Origin of the sequence: Barnesiella propionica (genome assembly GCF_025567045.1) — a bacterium.
Taxonomy (GTDB): domain Bacteria; phylum Bacteroidota; class Bacteroidia; order Bacteroidales; family Barnesiellaceae; genus Barnesiella_B; species Barnesiella_B propionica.
Genome location: NZ_JAOQJK010000003.1, coordinates 52,658 through 72,730, shown reverse-complemented (window position 1 = coordinate 72,730; position 20,073 = coordinate 52,658). Strand labels below are relative to the sequence as shown.

The following is a 20,073-nucleotide window of genomic DNA, read 5'->3' as shown; positions in this document are numbered from 1 at the left end:
ATATCCGTCAATTTCGGTCAAATAACCTTTCTTGTGGCCGTTTCTTAGAAATAATTTTTTAAATTTGTTCGTGCGTTTTTTTTACATATGTGAAAAAGACAGCATTAGTTTACCGGTATCCCTGCTAATAGAGTTATACCGGTAAAGCAAAAAACTTGAATAACCAGGAATGAAAGTATTGAAATTCGGTGGAACATCAGTGGGTTCCGTAGAAAGTCTGTATAATGTTAAAAAGATAGTTGAAGGTTGCGAAGAGCCTGTGATCGTTGTAGTGTCTGCTTTAGGTGGAATTACCGACAGGCTTATTACCGCTGCGAAATTGGCGGGTAACGGAGATAAAACTTATCGGGATGAATTTGATTTTATTGTAAAGCGTCATGCCGATGTGATAGCCGGTATCGTCCCGGACGAATATAAGGACGAAGTGAGAACGGTTACAGGTTCTTTACTGGAAGAGCTGGGGAATATATATAAGGGAGTTTGTCTTATCAAAGACCTTTCGACAAAAACTCTGGATACTATAGTAAGTTACGGAGAACGTATTTCCTCCGTTATCGTCAGTCGTATCATATCAGGAGCCAGGCATTATGATTCCCGTAATTTTATTAAGACTGAAAAACAATTCGGAAAACATATCGTCGATTTTGAATTAACGAACCGGCTTGTCCGCGAAACATTCGTAGATTGTCCTCGTGTCGCTCTCGTACCGGGATTTATATCTTCGGACAGGGATAGTGGCGATGTTACGAATCTCGGACGCGGAGGTTCCGATTATACGGCAGCGATTCTTGCTGCTGCTTTATCTGCTTCGCGTCTGGAAATATGGACCGATGTCGACGGCTTTATGACGGCCGATCCCCGCGTGATAAATTCGGCTTATGTGATAGAGCATCTTTCGTTTACCGAAGCTATGGAGCTTTGTAATTTCGGAGCTAAAGTCATCTATCCGCCTACTATTTATCCCGTATTTCACAAGAATATTCCTATTGCCATTAAAAATACGTTCAATCCCGAAGCTCCCGGTACTTCTATTACCGAAGAGCAGTCTTCTGCTGAAGGCAAAGCAATTAAAGGAATATCGTCCATTAATGATACATGCCTTCTGACTCTTTCGGGATTGGGTATGGTAGGAGTAATAGGTATCAATTCCCGTATATTCAATGCTCTTGCCAAGTCGGGAGTGAGCGTATTTCTTGTATCTCAGGCATCGTCGGAGAACAATACTTCGTTTGCGGTACGTAATGCCGATGCCGAGCTTGCCGTAAAGGTTCTTAACGAAGAATTTGCTCTGGAAATAGAGACGGGAGAGATAAGCGGTGTGAGCGCCGAAAAGGATCTGGCTACCGTAGCAATCGTCGGAGAAAATATGAAACATACGCCCGGTATTGCAGGAAAGTTGTTCAATACTCTGGGACGTAACGGTATCAATGTGATTGCATGTGCCCAGGGAGCGTCTGAAACGAATATATCGTTTGTGATCGAGTTGAACAGCCTGCGTAAAGCATTGAATGTTATTCATGACTCTTTTTTTCTGTCCGATGCTCAAGTACTTAACCTGTTCGTTGTAGGAGTAGGAACCGTAGGTCGTGATTTATTACATCAGATAAAGAAACAGCAACAGAATCTACTGGAAAATAAAGCTTTGCGGTTACGTCTGGTCGGGGTGGCCAATTCGCGTAAATGTGTTTTTTCCCGGGACGGCATAGATATAGAACATTATAAGGAAGCTCTGGAAGCTTCCGATATAATTGCAACACCCGAGCGTATATGCCAGGAGGTGATTAAAATGAATATTTTCAATTCCGTATTCGTAGATTGTACGGCCAGTAGCGAAGTCGCTTCCATGTACGGAAAATTACTTAGTCATAATATATCGGTTGTTGCGGCCAACAAGATCGCTGCTTCTTCCAATTATAAGAATTATGCAGAGTTGAAGAAGACCGCCCGGAAACGGGATGTGAAGTATCTGTTCGAAACAAACGTAGGTGCCGGGCTGCCCATTATCAATACGATTAATAATCTGATAAACAGTGGAGACAGAATTCTTAAAATAGAAGCTGTCGTGTCTGGTACATTGAATTATATTTTTAATATCCTGAGCGAAGATGTACCACTGAGTGAAGCAATACGCAGGGCGCAGGAAGCGGGATACAGCGAACCTGACCCCAGAGTGGACTTGAGCGGTCAGGATGTAATACGTAAATTGGTTATTCTGGCCCGTGAAGCCGGATATGTGGTGGAGCAAAGCGATGTGAAGCGTAATCTGTTCATTCCGGAAGAATATTTTGAGGGAACCCAGGAAGAGTTTTGGAAAAAAATACCGGAATTGGATGCCGGTTTCGAAGAGAAACGTAAGGCGGTAGCAGCAGAGGGCAAGCAATTCCGTTTTGTCGCCCGCTTGGAAAACGGTGAGACTGAGGTGGGTTTGCAGGCTGTCGATAACCGACATCCGTTCTATTTACTGGAAGGAAGTAATAATGTGATTCTTATTACGACAGAACGGTATAAAGAATATCCGATGGTTATTAAAGGATATGGTGCGGGAGCTGTGGTAACGGCGGCAGGGGTATTTGCCGATATTATCAGTATTGCTAATATTCGTTGAAAAAAGAAAGAGAGGCGCCTATGAAATATATAATAGTATTGGGAGACGGGATGGCCGACGAGCCTATCGAAATGCTGGGAAACAAAACGCCGATACAGGCTGCGGAGACGCCGGCTATGGACTGGTTGGCAGCTCATGGCCGTTGCGGTCGTCTGACAACGGTTCCTGCAGGGTATGCTCCCGGTAGTGAAATAGCTAATATGGCTTTGCTCGGATATGATCTGGACAAGGTATTCGAAGGCCGGGGCTCTTTAGAAGCTGCCAGTATGGGGGTCGATATCGCTCCGGGAGAAATGGCGATGAGGTGTAATCTCATCTGCATCGAAGACGGAATTATAAAGAATCATTCGGCCGGGCATATTTCAAGTGAGGAATCGGCGGAACTAATCGGATATCTGCAAGAGGAACTGGGAGGAAAAGATGTGAATTTCTTTCATGGGGTTTCATACCGGCATTTGCTTAAAGTGAAAGGAGGTAATAAACAGTTGGACTGCACCCCTCCCCATGATGTCCCGGGTACGCCGGCGGATAAAGTAATGATAAAATCTTTGCTCCCGGAAGCTTTGGAAACCGCCGAACGTTTGAATATGCTCATACGTCGCTCGCAGGAAATATTGCCGTTACACCCGGTAAATTTGAAACGCAAAGCCGAAGGCAAGGATATGGCGAATAGCATATGGCCGTGGTCTCCGGGATATAAACCGAAAATGAAAACTTTGTCCGAGCATTACGGATTGAATAGCGGAGTGGTTATTTCGGCTGTAGACCTTATACGGGGTATCGGCGTATATGCCGGACTTACTCCTGTTCTTGTAGAAGGTGCTACCGGATTGTACGATACAAATTACGAAGGTAAGGTAGAAGCAGCCATTGAGGCACTCAGGTTCCATGATTTTGTTTACCTGCATATAGAAGCGAGTGACGAGGCCGGACATGAAGGAAATGTCCTGTTAAAGAAAAAGACGGTGGAGAATCTGGACCGTCGTGTCCTGAAAAGATTGATTGAGGCGACGCATGAGATGGATGAACCGGTAGCGATAGCTCTTTTACCAGACCATCCTACGCCTTGCCGTATGCGGACTCATACCAGTAGCCCTGTGCCTTTTATTATCTATAAACCCGGAGTAGAACCCGATGCCGTGCAGGTATATGATGAATATAGCGTGGAGGGAGGTTCGTATGGTTTATTAAAAGGAGATGAGTTTATCCGGGCGTTTTTGGGGAAAGAAAATGAAGGGTAGAGTATTCGCCGTATGCTTCTAAAAGAAAAGGGCGAAAGGAATATGGATGAAGAATTAAAGACAGATGACATGAAATATTACAGTACAAACAAAAATTCGGAAAGCGTATCGCTCCGTGATGCCGTGATTAAAGGACTGGCTCCTGATAAGGGATTGTATATGCCGGAAGTTATCAAACAGCTTCCTCCGGCCTTTTTTCATAATATGAAAGAAATGTCTTTGCGCGAGATATCTTTTATAGTGGCAGAAGCTTTTTTCGGAGAAGATGTGGATGCCGGTGACTTGAAAAAACTGGTGGATGAGACGCTTAATTTCGATATCCCTTTAGTTAAGGTGAGCGACCGTATCTACAGTCTCGAACTGTTTCATGGTCCTACATTGGCTTTTAAAGACGTAGGCGCCAGGTTTATGGCCCGGTTACTGGGGTATTTTATGAACCGGGAATCCCGGCAAACCGTGAATGTGCTGGTAGCTACTTCCGGAGATACGGGGAGTGCGGTGGCAAATGGTTTTCTGGATGTGCCCGGCATCAAAGTTTATGTTTTGTATCCAAAAGATAAAGTCAGCAAGATACAGGAAATGCAATTCGCTACTTTAGGTAAAAATATTACTGCGCTTGAAGTGGACGGAACTTTCGATGACTGCCAGTCACTGGTGAAAAAAGCGTTTTTGGATAAAGAATTGAACGAGGCTGTTAAACTTACTTCTGCGAATTCTATCAATGTCGCTCGTTTCCTGCCGCAGTCCTTTTATTATTTTTATGCATATGCACAACTGGCGAAAGAACAAAAAGATCCTGAAAACCTGGTATTCAGTGTACCTAGCGGGAATTTCGGAAATATTACGGCCGGTCTTTTTGCCAAACGTATGGGGTTGCCTGTAAAACGTTTTATCGCAGCTAATAACCGCAACGATATATTTTTGCAATATCTGCGTACGGGGAGATATGAGCCCCGCCCTTCCGTGACGACCATAGCCAACGCCATGGATGTGGGAGATCCCAGTAATTTTGCCCGGGTACTCGACCTGTATGGCTCGTACGAGGCCATCTGTAAAGATGTGAGTGGGGCAAGTTATACGGACGAACAGATAAGGGAAACACTGGCGCGTGTATTGAAAGTGGACGGGTATTTGTTGGATCCCCATGGTACTTGCGGATATCGGGCTTTGGAAGAAGGTTTACAGCCGGATGAGACCGGAATTTTCCTGGAGACAGCCCATCCTTCTAAATTTCTGGAAACCGTCGAATCCATTACCGGAGCGCAGGTCGTTATTCCGTTGCGCTTACAGGAATTTATGCTGGGCAGCAAACAAAGTCTGTCCATGCCTGTTGATTTCGGTGCGTTTAAACATTTTCTGATGAATCAGAATAAATAATACGGTAGGTAGAAAGGGATGTGTTTTGCATCCCTTTCCATTGTTTGTTTCACATAACATTAAGTTACGGCCGGTAAAGAGTTGTTTCTGTATTAAAATATGCCGTTCATGAAAAGGTTTATACTCTCTGTCCTTTATTTGTTGTCTTTGCATGTTTCGGGACTTGTCCTGCTGACGTTGTTCCGCCTGATTACTTTTATAGAAAATTATCATAGTATTATTCCGGAATTCAGGCATGACGGATGGCTGCAATCAATAGCTTTTGTTCGTGGAATATGGTTCGATAATGTGGTTGGGTGCTATATATTGCTGCTTCCGCTCGTTGTCGCGTGTGTAGCTTCCTTGTTTCAATATTACGGTAAAAGACTGTATGCCGGAATATCGGTCTATTTTATGGTAATGTATGCTGTAACTTTTGCGGTATCGGCTGCCAATATTCCTTATTTCGAATATTTTTTCAAAAATATAAATTCATCTATTTTTAATTGGATGGATTATGGAGGAACGACCTTCGGAATGATATTCGGTGAATCCTCCTTTTATCTTCCTATTCTTTATTTTTTAATAACATCCGTGGGGTTTGTGTTTATAGCATTGTGGGAGAAGAGGTTATATTTTAAACGTATAGATAGGATCACATCTGTCCCAAGAGTGCGGCCTGTCATTTTGGGAACCCAGTTTATTTGTTCCGTTTTCCTTATCGGTCTTTGTGTTTTCGGCATAAGGGGACGTACAGGTTATAATCCCATTAAAGTAAGTGCTGCATATTATTGCAACGATCCGTTCCTGAACCAACTGGGTATTAATCCTACATTCAATTTATTGAACAGTACATTGGATGACCGGAGGGCCGAGAATCGTTATTTGTCATTGATGCCCGAGAAAGAAGCGATAGAGAAGGTGTGTAAATACTTGGCCGTTAGCAGTTTTTATCCGGACTATCCGTTGATGCGTAAAATAGATGCTTCTGGAAAACCTTTGCAAGCGAACGTTGTGTTGATATTTATGGAATCCATGTCGGCTAATTTTATGGCAGCGTTTGGACAAACACAGGGACTGACTCCCAATCTGGACAGTCTGTACCGGCATTCATTGAGCTTTAACCGGTTTTATTCAGCCGGAATTCACACGAATCACGGTCTTTATGCCACGCTTTATTCATATCCAGCTATTATGAAGCGGAACGCGATGAAAGGTTCGGTCATACCTCTTTATTCGGGTTTACCTACCGTATTGAAGGATAACGGATATACCAACCTGTTCTTTATGACGCATGAGTCGCAGTATGATAATATGAATGCTTTTCTCCGTACCAACGGCTATGATGAAATATATTCACAGGAAAATTATCCGAAAGAAAAAGTCGTTAATAGTTTTGGAGTACAGGATGATTTTTTGTTTGAGTATGCTCTTCCGGTACTGAATGAAAAAGCTGACGGAAAGTCTCCTTTTTTCGCGACATTGCTTACTATAAGTAATCATCCTCCCTATGTGATCCCTTCTTATTTCCATCCGCACAGCAAAGACCCTGAAATGCAGATAGTGGAATATGCCGACTGGTCTATCGGTAAGTTTATGGAAGAAGCGGAGAAACAACCGTGGTTCGATAATACTATTTTTGTTTTTGTGGGCGATCATGGTAAAAAAGTGGGTGATCCCGATTGTGAAATGCCGCAATCTTATAATCATATACCGTTGATGATATACTCCCGTCTGCTTCCTAATGGACAGAAGGATTGTTTTGGAGGGCAAGTAGATATTGCTCCTACGTTGTTGGGGCTATTGAATATAAGTTATGTCCGGAATAATTTCGGAGTAGATTTGTTGAATGAAGAACGTCCGTGTATGTTCTTTACGGCCGATAATATGATAGGATGCAGGGATCGCGAACATTTCTATATTTATTCTCCCGAGAGCAAACAAGAATTTTATTATCTTGAAGATAATAATAAACTGGTGGCTGCGGGAGAACGGAAAAACGATGGGGAGTTCGCCTATTTGAGAGATTATTGCTTTTCGATGCTGCAAGCTGCCGAGAGTCTGGTAAGGGCCGGAAAAACGACCGATAAGATAGAATAAATAATTTATCGTTAGGTAAAAGCACCTTTATCTCTGCAGATGAAGGTGCTTTTGCTTTTTTAGAATCGGCCGCCGGGAGGAGGACCCGGATGGCCACCGCCGAATCCGCCTCTTCTGGGATTATCCATCGGGCCGCCGGGGCGGTTTCCGTTATTCCTGTTTCCTCCTTTCCCAAATGCATTGAAACGGTAGGCGAACGTTATTAATCCATAACTATTGATTGTATTGTATTCCACGTCTTGTATATAGTTACCCGTAACGGTTCGGCGTATATTGCTCCGTTGTTGTAATATATCATAGACTTTGAGAGAAACGGTTGCATTTTTGTTCTTCAGGAACATGTAGGATATTTGAGCGTTCCATATCCAGTAATTTTCATCATATCCGTTTGAGTATCCTTTAGTGCCCTGGTAATTGAGGTCGGTTCCGATGCTAAGTCCGAACGGTAAATATATATTGCCGTTAAATGTACCTCCGTATGAGTGTATTTCCTTATTGTTGTTTTTCTGAATGCTGCTGGATGTAAGCTGATAACCGTAATTAGCCCTGATACCGGCTTCTGCCCAGTCGTTGCGGTAGGTGATACCGAAATTCTCTCTCGGATTGAAAGATATGGCCCGGTTTCGTTCTCCGTTGTTATAACCTATATCGTTGGCATAACGGATGTGTGTGACTGAATTTAACTGCCATTTTTTATTTCGCAGGGGGGCACTGTACATAAATACTCCGAAAACATTCCATACGCCGTTCACATTTTTGTAGCTGGTCGTCTGGCCTCCCGTCGTTTGGTTGTATGTACTGTAATTGATGATGCTGTTAAAAGTATAGTTTCCGAACAGCATGGCCATAAGCGAACGTTGTTTTTCTTCGTTGTAATTATTGAACCTTAATCTCAGGTTATTGGTATACGAAGGTTTCAGGTCGGGGTTACCGATAGTCTGGTGCATGGCATCTGTTGCGGAAATAACCGGCTGCAATTGCGTCATGGATGGTTGTGCAGTACGTCCCCGGTAGTCGATGCGTATATTGGTTCGTTTATCCAGTTTATATCTGTAATAAAAAAACGGAGCCATATTAAATACCGTATATGACGGAATGGTTTTATCTTTATCGATGAGGTTTTCCGATTTGGAGGTCGAAGGGTCTGCCGTGATACCTATATTATAAGTGTAATTGGGACGAACCGTCTTGAAACCTATCTGGAAAGAATGGGTAGTAAAATCGTTCCGGAAACTGTTACTGTAGTCCCTGATAAGGAACAGATCTAAAGAATCAGCGTTATAAGCCAGCTTATCGGCATTGTTGAATGTTTGCTGGAAACGGTAAGAGAAGGTCAGGAAATGCCCTTTCCCTATGGGTTCGGTATAACTCAAACGGGCACTGTAACTGTTCTTCCAGATATGGTCTTCTATATCTTGGTTAAGCACCGAATCTTTGTTCAGGAGATACAGCCAGTTTTCGCTTTGGCTGTATCCCTCTTCCCGCGTATCGCTGTAACTATACTGGAAATCCAGGCTGAAAGACCTCCCTAATTTAGATTTGAATTTGTGGTTATAAGATAATCGTCCCGAGAGATTGTAACCGTGTCCTTTGTTATTTTCGTTGTTCAGACTTCGGTTTACGGGAGTCCTGTCGGCATCTCCGGCTCTTGTCAGCGATGTATCGTTCTGGTGAGACTGGGAATGGTTATATTGGAAGTTCGGGCGGAATTCGATTACGTTCATAGAATCGATCTCCCACTTCATTCTGAAATTTGCTGTGAGATTACGGCTTTTGTTATTACTGTAACTTTCAGAGTTTTTGTAAGAGGTGCTGTCTTTGAATAAGTCTTGGCGTTGGGTGCGCCTCCGGTCTATCTGGTTTGTCGCCGAAAACATAATATCTCCACCTATCCTGAATATCTCTTCTTTTCCCACATTGAAATTGGTTCCTATATTATGAGATGTGTTTACTCCGCTCATCCCCCAGTTACCCCGGCGTCCCTGCATACCTCCGCCATCGGTAAATCCCATATTGTTCGTGTTATTGGAACTTCCCAGTATGGTGATCTGATTGTCGCCGATGAAACGGTTGACCATAGCATTTACTACATACCGGTTGTCTGTTCCGTATCCGGCTTCTGCGTTCCCGAACCAGCCTTGTTTCATCCCTTTTTTGATAGACAGGTTGATGACGGTTTCGTCCTCTCCGTCATCCACTCCGGTGAGTCGTGCCAAATCGGATTTACGGTCTACTACCTGTAATTTGTCTATGATGTCTGCCGGCAGGTTTTTAGTTGCCACTTTCGTGTCATTGGCAAAAAATTCTTTACCATCCACAAGTATTTTCGTTACCTCTTTACCATTTGCTGTTATCTTTCCGTCGTTGTCTATCTCTATCCCGGGAAGTTTTTTCATCAAATCTTCTACAACGGCATTCGGCTGGGTCTTATATGAATCGGCATTGAATTCTACGGTATCTTCCTTGACTACGACTTCTGCTTTTTTACCTGTTACGATGGCTTCTTTTAACATTATGTCGCTGGGAGACATATATATGATCCCGATGTTTCTTTTAGTAGATTGTGAATTTGCGCTCACATTTTTGTAATAAGTATTATATCCGATATAGGTAAATGCGATGATATAGTTGCCCGGTTTTATCTGAGAGAGAGTAAAATATCCGTTTCTATTTGTCGTTGCACCTGCTATGAGAGTACTGTCCCTGACCGATAGCAGCCGTATGCCGACCTGTTCCAAAGGGGTGTTGTCGCTTTTATCTTTTACCATTCCGGAAATAGTGGTTTGTGCCAGTGATACCGGTATGCCGATGATACTCGTAATGAGCAGAAGTAATAGTATTCTTTTCATAATTAATAAATACGAAGAAATAATGCTGGTGCCTTCCTTCCCTTTCGAAGACGTATTATACGACTTGAATTCCCGGATAAGGTTTAAATGATTCTCAATAATTCACATATTTTAGGCAAAATAGAGTATTCTTACCCATTTTTTGTCATTTATTATTTTCGGTTGCTCAGGAACCCTTCACTTTTTTGAGGGAATCTCTTATTAAGTTGGTAAATGTGTTTATATTTGCAGCCATATATAATCCCGTTTTGCCGGACGGCCGGGTAACATATCATCAACAAGAGTAATATATGAAAGAATTTATCAAGATACTACGTCGTTTTGTCCCTCCGTATAAACATTATTTGATTCTTAATATCCTGTTCAATATACTGGCAGCGGTGCTGACCTTGTTCTCGTTCGCCCTGCTTATACCGATACTGGAAATTCTATTTAAGATAAAGACGGCCGATTATTATTTTATGCCCTGGGATTCCGGTTCTCTGGTCGATATATGTAAAAATAATTTCTATTATTATATAACCCAGATTATTAATGAATCGGGACCTTCGTATGCCCTGTTCCTTTTGGGGTTATTTCTTGTAGTTATGACATTTTTCAAGACCGGTGCATCTTATTTGAGTTCTTATTTTATGATACCCATGCGTTCGGGAGTAGTCCGGGATATACGTAATTATGTATATGAAAAGGTCGTAAGTCTTCCTATCGGTTTCTTTACTTCGGAACGAAAAGGAGACGTAATGGCGAGAATGTCCGGAGATGTGGGCGAAATAGAGAATTCGATTATGGCTTCGCTGGATATGATGTTCAAAAATCCTATTATGATAATCGTATGTCTGGGCACTATGTTTGTCGTAAGCTGGCAGCTCACATTATTTGTTCTGGTTTTATTGCCGGTAGCGGGTTATATTATGGGACAGATTGGTAAAAAGCTGAAACGTACCTCGTTGGAAGGACAACAAAGGTGGGGAATACTTATGTCAATGATAGAGGAAACTTTGAGCGGACTCAGGATTATAAAGGCATTTAATGCAGAGAACCGGATGATCCGCCGTTTCCATGACGATAATAATTTGTTCTATAAAATATCCAACCGTATCAATCGCAGGCAGGCTCTTGCGCATCCCATGAGTGAATTCCTGGGCACATTTACTATCGCTATCGTATTATGGTATGGCGGTTCGCTTATCCTGTCCGGAACCAGTTCTATTGATGCAGCCTCTTTTATATATTATTTGGTTATCTTTTACAGTATCATTAATCCTGCCAAAGATTTTTCAAAAGCGGCTTATGCCATACAAAAAGGTTTGGCTTCAATGGAACGTGTCGATAAGATTCTTTCTGCAGTGAACCCGATACAAAGCCCTTCCAGTCCTATTGCTATCCATGAACTGAAAGAGTGTATAGAGTATAAGAACGTTTCGTTCCGCTATAATGCCGAGATGGTAGTTAAAGATGTGAATCTTACTATTAAAAAAGGTCAGACGATCGCTCTGGTCGGGCAGTCGGGTTCCGGGAAATCTACGATGGCCGATTTGCTTCCCCGTTTTTATGATGTGACCGAAGGCGGTATCTACATCGACGGGGTGAACGTAAAAGATGTGAAGGTCTACGATTTGCGTTCATTAATGGGGAATGTGAATCAGGAAGCTATTCTTTTCAACGATACGTTCTATAATAATATAACTTTTGGAGTGGAATCTGCCACGATGGAACAGGTGCAGGAAGCCGCCCGTATAGCGAATGCCCATGATTTTATCATGGCTACCGAAGATGGCTATAATACGAATATAGGTGACAGAGGATGCCGCCTGTCGGGAGGACAGCGCCAAAGGGTAAGCATAGCCCGGGCTATTTTAAAAAATCCGCCTATTCTTATTTTGGATGAAGCAACTTCGGCTCTCGATACGGAGAGTGAACGGCTTGTACAGGAAGCTCTTGAAAACTTAATGAGGAATCGTACGACACTGGTTATTGCCCACCGTTTATCAACGATTAAAGATGCCGATCTTATTTGTGTCATGAGCGAGGGACGAATTGTAGAGCGTGGTACACATGAGGAATTGTTAAAACTGGATCGCCACTATAAACGTCTGGTAGATATGCAAAAATTCTGATAAAATAACAGATGAAATTTGTTATTTTGGGAAAAAAGTATATAACTTTGTAATACATATGAGGAATATTATTAAATTCATATTATTAATTTTCCTGAGTGTGTTTGTGAGTTTAAACCTTTTCGTAAACACAGCGGGGGTGTTTATGCCTGAAACAGAATCCGTAGGGAGGGAAGTCGCAGGTACATTATCGTGTACTGATGATGAAAAAGGACAATCTCAGTTTTCAATTATCGCTTTAGATGTTAATGGCTTATGCCATACGGTTGAGCAATCTGGCAACGGTCCGTTTTTCAGGATTTTATCTCGTATAACTCCTTCATTACCCGATGTTAGTCAATTCAAATCTTTTGTTTTCGGGCTTAAATTAAAAAGCTCTTCTATTGAAAGCGCATTATATCAATCTCTTTTGAGAGGTAACGGACATTATTTGTATGCCCTTTGCCGTATGCGGATTTAGTTTTTTCTGTATTTTAATATTTCGATAGGTTGTTATGATTATGTGATTTATAATCATGACGATGACGGTATATATTTATACCTGAACTGAGGAATGAATAACATTCCGGATTATTTAAATTTAATACAGAAATTTTTAAATCAAGCATATAAAAATGGAAACTCAAGAACGTGTAGCGCAGGTATTTCCTGCAAATAAAGATATATCGGTTAAAAAAAGTTTGTCAGTTAAAGGATTGGTTTCGGTAATTATCGCCGTAGCAGCATTTGCATTATCAAGTGTGGTAACCGATCCTCAGTCGTCTTTAAAGCTCGCTCTCCTTGTAGCAGGGGTAGCTATGATTGTCTATGGTGTCATAAAACTGGCACTCGGGAAAAAGACTGTTATTTATAAAGCGACAGGAGATGTTTTGTCCCAAACAGATATTTTATTTGATTCCCAGGAAGTGGTTAGGTTAAAACGAATGGTCGAAGACCGTCAGTTCGATAACATCGCAACTTTGAAATTGATAACCGGAAATAAAGCCGGAGTGAAATTATCGATGGGTGTTACTGCTGATCGTAAGTTCGCATGTATCCAGGTTTTTGAATTCATCCCTTTTTCTTACGAACCTGTTATGCCTCAGATCAGCTTATATGGTGATGAAGCTGCGAAATTGGCCGAAGCCGTGGATAAAGTAAAATCCAAAGCTTTATGAAGTTACGAGAGAAATATTTCACCGGTGGGAATCGGCGGGATATTCTCTTTTCATCCTATATTAAATAACAAAAAAAGCGATGAAAAATGTATAATCAATTTATATGATTTAATATGAGACGTATTATAAAGATATCTTTATATATTATAATCTGCGTATATCTTTTCAATATATTCGGATGTCCGGCTTTAAAAGCAGATAATCTATGGAAGAATCTGTTGCATAACGACAGAGTGACTATCGTCCTTTCTCAAAGATTGCCTTCAATATCTTCGAAACCTTTAAGTTTTTCTTTATTAATAGATAAGTTAATAAAGGTACCTTCAGAACAATATAAAGGATTATCTGTTAAATTCTCTGACCTTAACCGGGCCAGAAACTATATTATGAGTATTCCTTCTGAAATTAGAGTTTCGGAAGATTCTCGTGAAATAGTTATGGGAAATCTTGTAGGGGACACGTTTTCAGTGGCAATGGGAATAGCCTTTTTTATTCCTTTGAATTTGTGTTTGTATGCGGTATATCAGCGTCGGTTGATTTTGAGGCAGAATTCTCTTTTTCATCATATTTCGATGAATGAGGATGTTTGTTCTGAATTGTATCAGACTCAGGGCGAATTACTTGGCAGTCATTATTTTGAATTATGTGATAACGAGTTGATGAGAGATTTGCGGAATCTTATGAGAACGGAAGTATTATATACCGATCCCGGGCTCTTGTGCAGTGATGTAGCCCGTCGTTTGGCTGTGACGGAATCGGATATCAGATATGCAGTGAATAACGGAAGTAGCATTTATTCTTTTGAAGATTATATCGACTGGCTGAGATTGAATCATGTGCGTAACCTGATTCCTTATTCCATATATACCCCTTTGACAACCATAGTTGCCAGTGCAGGTTTTTCTTCTTATAAAAGATTTCATGCACTCTTCTTAAGGGAGTACGGTATGTCTCCAAAAACTTTCTATAAGATGGCACGTATTAATTAGTAAGTATAAGTTCGTCATGTTTTTTTGTAGACCGTTCCGGAATGTCTTTTCCGGAACGGTTTTTTATTTTTTTCTGTAATTTAATATTCTTAAAAAATAGATAATGCCAAACAAAAAAAGATACATAGTGTTTAAGAGATATGCAATGCAGACGTAAATATTTTGGCGTAAAAAATATGATTTAAAAATGTGCCTGCATTTAATTGGAACGGATTGTAAAACATTTTAAAACATGACTTTTGCATGGAAAGCATTTGTAGAAAAAAAAGCCGGAAAGTATGGCTGCTCCTGCTGATAGGAGTATGTATGGCTTTTACAGGCATGGCGCAGGAGATAACGGTTCAGGGCCGGGTCATCGACTCACAAGGAGAGCCTATCATCGGAGCAAATATTATTCCGAAAGGTATAACAGGTGGAACAATGACCGATATTGACGGCAAGTTTAAAATTAATGTACCCGGAAGTGCAGTATTGGTAGTTTCGTATATAGGATATAATTCACAGGAAATACCTGTAGAGAACCGTACGCAGATAACAGTAGTATTGCAGGAAAATGCGATAGCCCTTAATGAAGTAGTTGCTATCGGTTATGGTATGGTAAAAAAGAGTGATGCTACAGGTTCATTGACCGTGGTAAAACCTGATGAAGTCTCATCGGGACTGGCTACGTCGGTTCAGGATCTTTTAGTAGGGCAAACTCCGGGTGTTGTGGTAACACTGAATGGAGGGCGACCCGAAGGTAGCGGAGATATACGTATTCGTGGAGGTTCTTCTCTGAACGCTACGAACGATCCTCTTATCGTAATAGACGGTGTGCCTATTGACAATTCGGGAGTCACGGGTATGAATAATTCGTTAAGTATGATCTCTCCCGATAACATAGAGACCTTTACAATACTCAAAGATGCTTCGGCAACGGCTATTTATGGTTCGAGGGCTTCGAATGGCGTAATCATCATTACGACCAAGAAAGGACAGAGCGGTGCTCCCCAGATCAATTTCTCGGCCAATATGTATGTGAATACTCCCCGTAATACGGTAGGGGTATTGGATGCGAATGAGTTTCGCGAGGTGATTGCCCGTCAGTTTGGAGAAAATAGTGGGGCCTATGCATTATTAGGTAAAAGTAATACGAAATGGCAGGATGAAGTACTGCGGACATCGGTAAGTTCGGATTATAATTTGAGTGTGGGCGGCACTCTCAAAGCGTTGCCTTATCGGGTAGCGGTGACTTATACCAACCAGAACGGTATTCTTAAAACCTCGGCGATGGATCGCGCTACCGCATCTATCACTCTTACTCCGAAGTTTTTTGACAATACATTGAGTGTTACAGCGAACGTAAAAGGATTCTATTTGCATAATCGTTTTGCAGATGAGGCCGCGATCGGCGGGGCGGTAGCTTTTGACCCGACACAGCCGGTTAAAGTACCCGGACAAGAAGTCGGTAACGGATATTTTATGTGGTTCCAGCCGGGGACTACCAATCTTATAGGCATTTCTCCTTTAAACCCTGTTTCATTGTTAGACGGCCGTTCTATGAAAGCGAATGTTTACAGGAGTGTGGGTAATTTGCAACTGGATTATATATTACCGTTTTTTCCCGATTTGAGAGCAAATCTGAATATGGGATATGACGTGTTGAAAAGCGTTCAGCATAATATTATGGAACCTAATACTCCTATTACTTATAAAGAAAACAAGAAAATAGGTCTGGGGCAAGACGAACGTTTATTCCAGAAAAAGTGGAATCTTTTACTTGATTTTTACCTGAATTATACTAAGAATATTGAATCTATAGAAAGTAAAATAGACGTAATGGGTGGCTATTCCTGGCAACGGTTTCATAAGGAAAGCAGTACGAATACAACGCTTATGCCCGATAATGCCCCCTGGTACTATACCAGCGCGGCCGATCATCTTCAATTGCTTTCGTTTTTTGGGCGTCTAAATTATAACTATAAGGAAACTTACCTTTTCACTTTTACTTTACGAGGAGATGCGACTTCACGTTTCTCGAAAGATAACCGTTGGGGGGCTTTTCCGGCTGTAGCTTTAGGCTGGAAGATCATTAACGAACCGTTTATGGAAAGAGCGACCTCTTACATGAACGAACTTAAATTACGTTTGGGCTATGGTATTACAGGGCAACAGGATATAAGCGACAGTTATTTCCCGTATCTCCCTTTGTTCTCTTTAGGATATCCTACCGCGGCTTATCCTTTCGGAGACACTTATTATTATACCATTCGTCCTAACGGATACGATCCGAATATCAAATGGGAAGAGACGACTACCTATAATGTCGGTTTCGATTTCGGCTTCCTCAATAACCGAATCAATGGTTCTCTTGATTATTATTACCGGAAAACTAACGACCTTATCAGTCTCATCCCTGTCCCTGCAGGCTCTAACCTGACAAATGAAATATACACGAATATTGGTAGCCTGCGTAACGAAGGTATAGAGTTCAATATCAATACGAAGCCTATAGTTACAAAAGAGCTGACCTGGAACCTGGGATTTAATGTGGCCTGGAATTCCAATAAAATAACCAAATTGAATAAGAGCAACAGTGCCGATTATTTTATTCCTGTCGGCGGTATCGGTGGTGGGACCGGAAATACGGTACAAGCACATAAGGTAGGTTATCCGGCTTTCAGTTATTTGCTTTACGAGCAGGTTTACGATAAAGAGGGTAATCCCATAGAAGGACTGTACGTAGACCGGAACGGGGACGGTATAATAGACGAAAGCGATAAACGTATCGGCAAGAGCCGTGATCCGAAGGTGGTCTTAAGTATTAATACTTCTATAGAATACCGCAATTTCGATTTCGGTATGCAACTAAGGGCTAATATCGGAAATTATGTATATGATAACGTATTATCCCAGAATTCAAGTTATTCTACTATTTATAACAGCGTGGGTATTACCAGTAACTTGATGAAGCGCGGAGCCAAGTTCCAGAATACCCAGTTCATGAGCGATTATTATCTTAAAAATGCGAGTTTCCTGCGTTGCGAAAACATCTCTCTGGGATATACCTGGCATAATCTCCTGAACAATAAAATGAAACTTCGCTTATACGGAGCCGTGCAGAACCCGTTTGTGATCACGAAATATAAAGGTCTCGACCCCGAAGTATTCAGTGGGATAGATAACAATGTATATCCGCGTCCAGTGACATATACATTAGGTGTAGTAATTAATTATTAAATGCTGAAACGTATGAAAAAATCAATTTATAAATATATTGTTATCGGGTGTCTCGGCATGTCGGCAGCTCTTTCTTCCTGTCTGGACGATCTGGACCTGAAACCTATTGATAATAATATTATTCAGTTAGAGGATTTTCGTAAGAACCCTCAATATTATACACAGCTTGTAGCGAAAGTATATGCCGGGCTGGCTGTATCGGGACAGGAAGGACCTGCCGGTAAGCCCGATATACTTGGGTTCGATGAAGGGCAAGCCCAATATTTGCGTGCTTACTGGAATTTGCAGGAATTACCCACGGACGAGGCTTTGCTGGGATGGAATGATGCCGGTTTGCCCGAATTGAGCAAGATGAACTGGTCTGCAGCCAACGGTTTTGTTTATGTAATGTACAGCCGTGTATTTTTTCAGATAGCCATGTGTAATGATTTTCTTCGGAATACTACTCCCGAGATGCTCGCTAAGAATGATGTTTCGGAAGATCTGGCAGCGCAAATAGATAAATACCGTAATGAGGTTCGTATGCTCCGTGCTCTTTCTTACTGGCATGCCATTGATTTGTTCGGGAACGTTTCTTTCGTTACGGAAAAAGATAAAATAATGGATGTTCCTAAGCAGCATTCGCGCCTCGAGATTTATAATTTTTTGTTAAGTGAATTGAACGATATAGAAGGATCTCTGCCTCTTTACCCTGAATACGGACGCGTAGGACGTGGTGCTTTGTGGATGCTGAGAGCTAAATTATATTTGAATGCCGGAGTTTATACAGGTACTCCGCAATATGGTTTGTGTGCGGCCGAGTGTGAAAAGATCATAGCTCAGTACGGAACCGGGGCTACACATGGTCTGGCCGATACTTATAAGTTCCTTTTCTGTGCCGATAACGATCAGTATGCCCGAGGAGGCAGTAAAGGAGAGATCTTGATGGTTGTGCCTTTCGATAAAGATTCTATTCGTTCGTACGGAGGTACGATGTATTTGACGATAGGTTCTTATGGGGGTAAAATGACGCCTTCGAAATACGGTGTAAATGATGGTTGGGGCGGTCCTCGCTCTACATCTACTCTGGTGCAGTCGTTCGAAGCAGACGATAATCGTTCCCTGTTCTTTAGTGAAGGGGCTAATGTGGAAAATACCGACCTTACCCGTTATCAGGACGGATATGGTGTAATTAAATTTACTAATTTATTATCTACAGACTGGGATAATAAGGCCGGAAGAGCAGATCCGTATCCCGACACGGATTTTCCTTTATTCCGTCTGGCAGATGTATACCTGATGTATGCCGAATGTGCATGGCGGGGTGCCGCGAATCAGGGATTAGGATTGCAATATATGAATTATTTAAGGGAGCGGGCCGGTGTGAAACAGTTTGTTCAAGAAGATGTGAATCTGGATGTCATATTAGCTGAGCGGCTTCGGGAACTTTATTGGGAAGGGCATCGCCGTACCGACCTTATCCGTTTTGAGAAATTTACGACAGGTGATTATTTGTGGCCGTGGAAAGGCGGGGTACTTGCCGGAAAATCTACCGACACTAAATACCGGCTGTATCCGATACCAGCCAAGGAAATTGCTGCCAATCCCGGTGTACAACAAAACTTTGGTTATTAATTCAATAAAGAAGATGAGTATATGAAAGCTTATATAAAATATATTTTTATTGTGTTGTCTTTGGCGGGGCTCCTGGTTTCCTGTAACGATGATGACAGTCCGGCGTATGATTTCAAGCAAGCGCCTGTGATTTCTCCTCTTGCTTTCCCGTCTTTAGTATTAAATGAAAATGCGGCGAATTTTATTGCAGAGACGTTCTCTTGGACACTGGGAGATTATGGTTTTTCGGCAGCCCCTACTTTTATTTTGCAGGTAGATGATAGTAAGGAATTTGCCGATCCTATTATTCTGGGAGAATCTACGAAAGACTATGTATCGATTCAGGTTTCCAAATTGAATATGGCAACTATAATATTGGGCGGAGAAGCCGGAAAGCCAAGAACTCTTTATATACGTTTGCAGGCAAATCTGACCCCTTCGGTTTTTGTCTATTCCGAACCCGTAGATTTACAGGTTACCCCTTATGCCATGGTAATCGATTATCCTAAATTGTATGTTCCCGGAAACTATCAGGGATGGAACATAGAACAAGCTCCTACTTTGATCTCATATCGTATGAATAATAAATATGAAGGAGACCTGAATCTCGTGGTTGCCGATGATCCTTCGGGAGCGGTGAAGTTTAAATTAACGACCATGCCGGACTGGACCCAGGGTAATTCTTATGGGGCAGGAAGCGGACCCGGCACTTTGTCGCTGGGAGGAGGAGATATTACTTTTTCCCCTCAGGGCCGATATCATATGAAAGTAGATTTGAATACACTAACTTATACTATGACTCCTATTTCTGTTGATTAATTGATTTGTGTTCGTGTTATTGTGTGTT

12 protein-coding genes are annotated in these 20,073 nt (G+C 41.8%); 11 read left to right on the top strand and 1 reads right to left on the bottom strand.

Features of this window, described 5'->3' with window-relative positions:
* Positions 1-169 precede the first annotated feature (169 nt).
* From thrA to OCV73_RS04995, 4 genes are all read left to right on the top strand, one after another.
* Positions 170-2,605, top strand: a complete 2,436-nt coding sequence (gene thrA, locus OCV73_RS05010; RefSeq protein ID WP_147549847.1) for a bifunctional aspartate kinase/homoserine dehydrogenase I — start codon at positions 170-172, stop codon at positions 2,603-2,605.
* Between the two features lie 20 nt (positions 2,606-2,625).
* Positions 2,626-3,846, top strand: a complete 1,221-nt coding sequence (locus tag OCV73_RS05005) for a cofactor-independent phosphoglycerate mutase (RefSeq protein WP_147549844.1) — start codon at positions 2,626-2,628, stop codon at positions 3,844-3,846.
* Between the two features lie 69 nt (positions 3,847-3,915).
* Complete coding sequence (thrC, locus tag OCV73_RS05000) at positions 3,916-5,223, top strand: threonine synthase (protein WP_147550488.1); 1,308 nt, start codon at positions 3,916-3,918, stop codon at positions 5,221-5,223.
* Positions 5,224-5,331: 108 nt separating this feature from the next.
* Positions 5,332-7,302, top strand: coding sequence for an LTA synthase family protein (locus OCV73_RS04995; RefSeq protein ID WP_147549841.1), 1,971 nt, complete (start codon positions 5,332-5,334; stop codon positions 7,300-7,302).
* Between the two features lie 59 nt (positions 7,303-7,361).
* Here the strand turns inward: OCV73_RS04995 and OCV73_RS04990 are convergent, their stop codons facing one another.
* Positions 7,362-10,151 (bottom strand): TonB-dependent receptor, encoded by a 2,790-nt coding sequence (locus tag OCV73_RS04990; RefSeq protein WP_147549838.1) that lies wholly within the window; start codon positions 10,149-10,151, stop codon positions 7,362-7,364.
* A 290-nt stretch (positions 10,152-10,441) separates the two neighbouring features.
* Between OCV73_RS04990 and OCV73_RS04985 the strand changes: the two genes are divergently transcribed.
* The 7 genes from OCV73_RS04985 to OCV73_RS04955 all read left to right on the top strand — a co-directional run bounded on the left by OCV73_RS04985 (position 10,442) and on the right by OCV73_RS04955 (position 20,045).
* The gene (locus tag OCV73_RS04985; RefSeq protein ID WP_147549835.1) at positions 10,442-12,268 is read left to right on the top strand and encodes an ABC transporter ATP-binding protein; all 1,827 of its coding nucleotides are present in this window, start codon (positions 10,442-10,444) and stop codon (positions 12,266-12,268) included.
* Positions 12,269-12,413: 145 nt separating this feature from the next.
* Positions 12,414-12,728, top strand: coding sequence for a hypothetical protein (locus OCV73_RS04980; RefSeq protein WP_147549832.1), 315 nt, complete (start codon positions 12,414-12,416; stop codon positions 12,726-12,728).
* A gap of 154 nt (positions 12,729-12,882) precedes the next feature.
* Positions 12,883-13,425: a hypothetical protein gene (locus OCV73_RS04975; RefSeq protein ID WP_147549829.1), complete on the top strand. Its 543-nt coding sequence runs from the start codon at positions 12,883-12,885 to the stop codon at positions 13,423-13,425.
* Positions 13,426-13,538: 113 nt separating this feature from the next.
* Complete coding sequence (locus tag OCV73_RS04970; protein ID WP_147549826.1) at positions 13,539-14,414, top strand: helix-turn-helix domain-containing protein; 876 nt, start codon at positions 13,539-13,541, stop codon at positions 14,412-14,414.
* A 243-nt stretch (positions 14,415-14,657) separates the two neighbouring features.
* Entirely contained in the window at positions 14,658-17,633 is a 2,976-nt protein-coding gene (locus tag OCV73_RS04965; RefSeq protein ID WP_147549824.1) for a SusC/RagA family TonB-linked outer membrane protein, read from the top strand.
* A 12-nt stretch (positions 17,634-17,645) separates the two neighbouring features.
* Positions 17,646-19,247 (top strand): RagB/SusD family nutrient uptake outer membrane protein, encoded by a 1,602-nt coding sequence (locus OCV73_RS04960; RefSeq protein WP_147549821.1) that lies wholly within the window; start codon positions 17,646-17,648, stop codon positions 19,245-19,247.
* A gap of 21 nt (positions 19,248-19,268) precedes the next feature.
* Positions 19,269-20,045: a SusE domain-containing protein gene (locus OCV73_RS04955; RefSeq protein ID WP_147549818.1), complete on the top strand. Its 777-nt coding sequence runs from the start codon at positions 19,269-19,271 to the stop codon at positions 20,043-20,045.
* Positions 20,046-20,073: the final 28 nt, after the last annotated feature.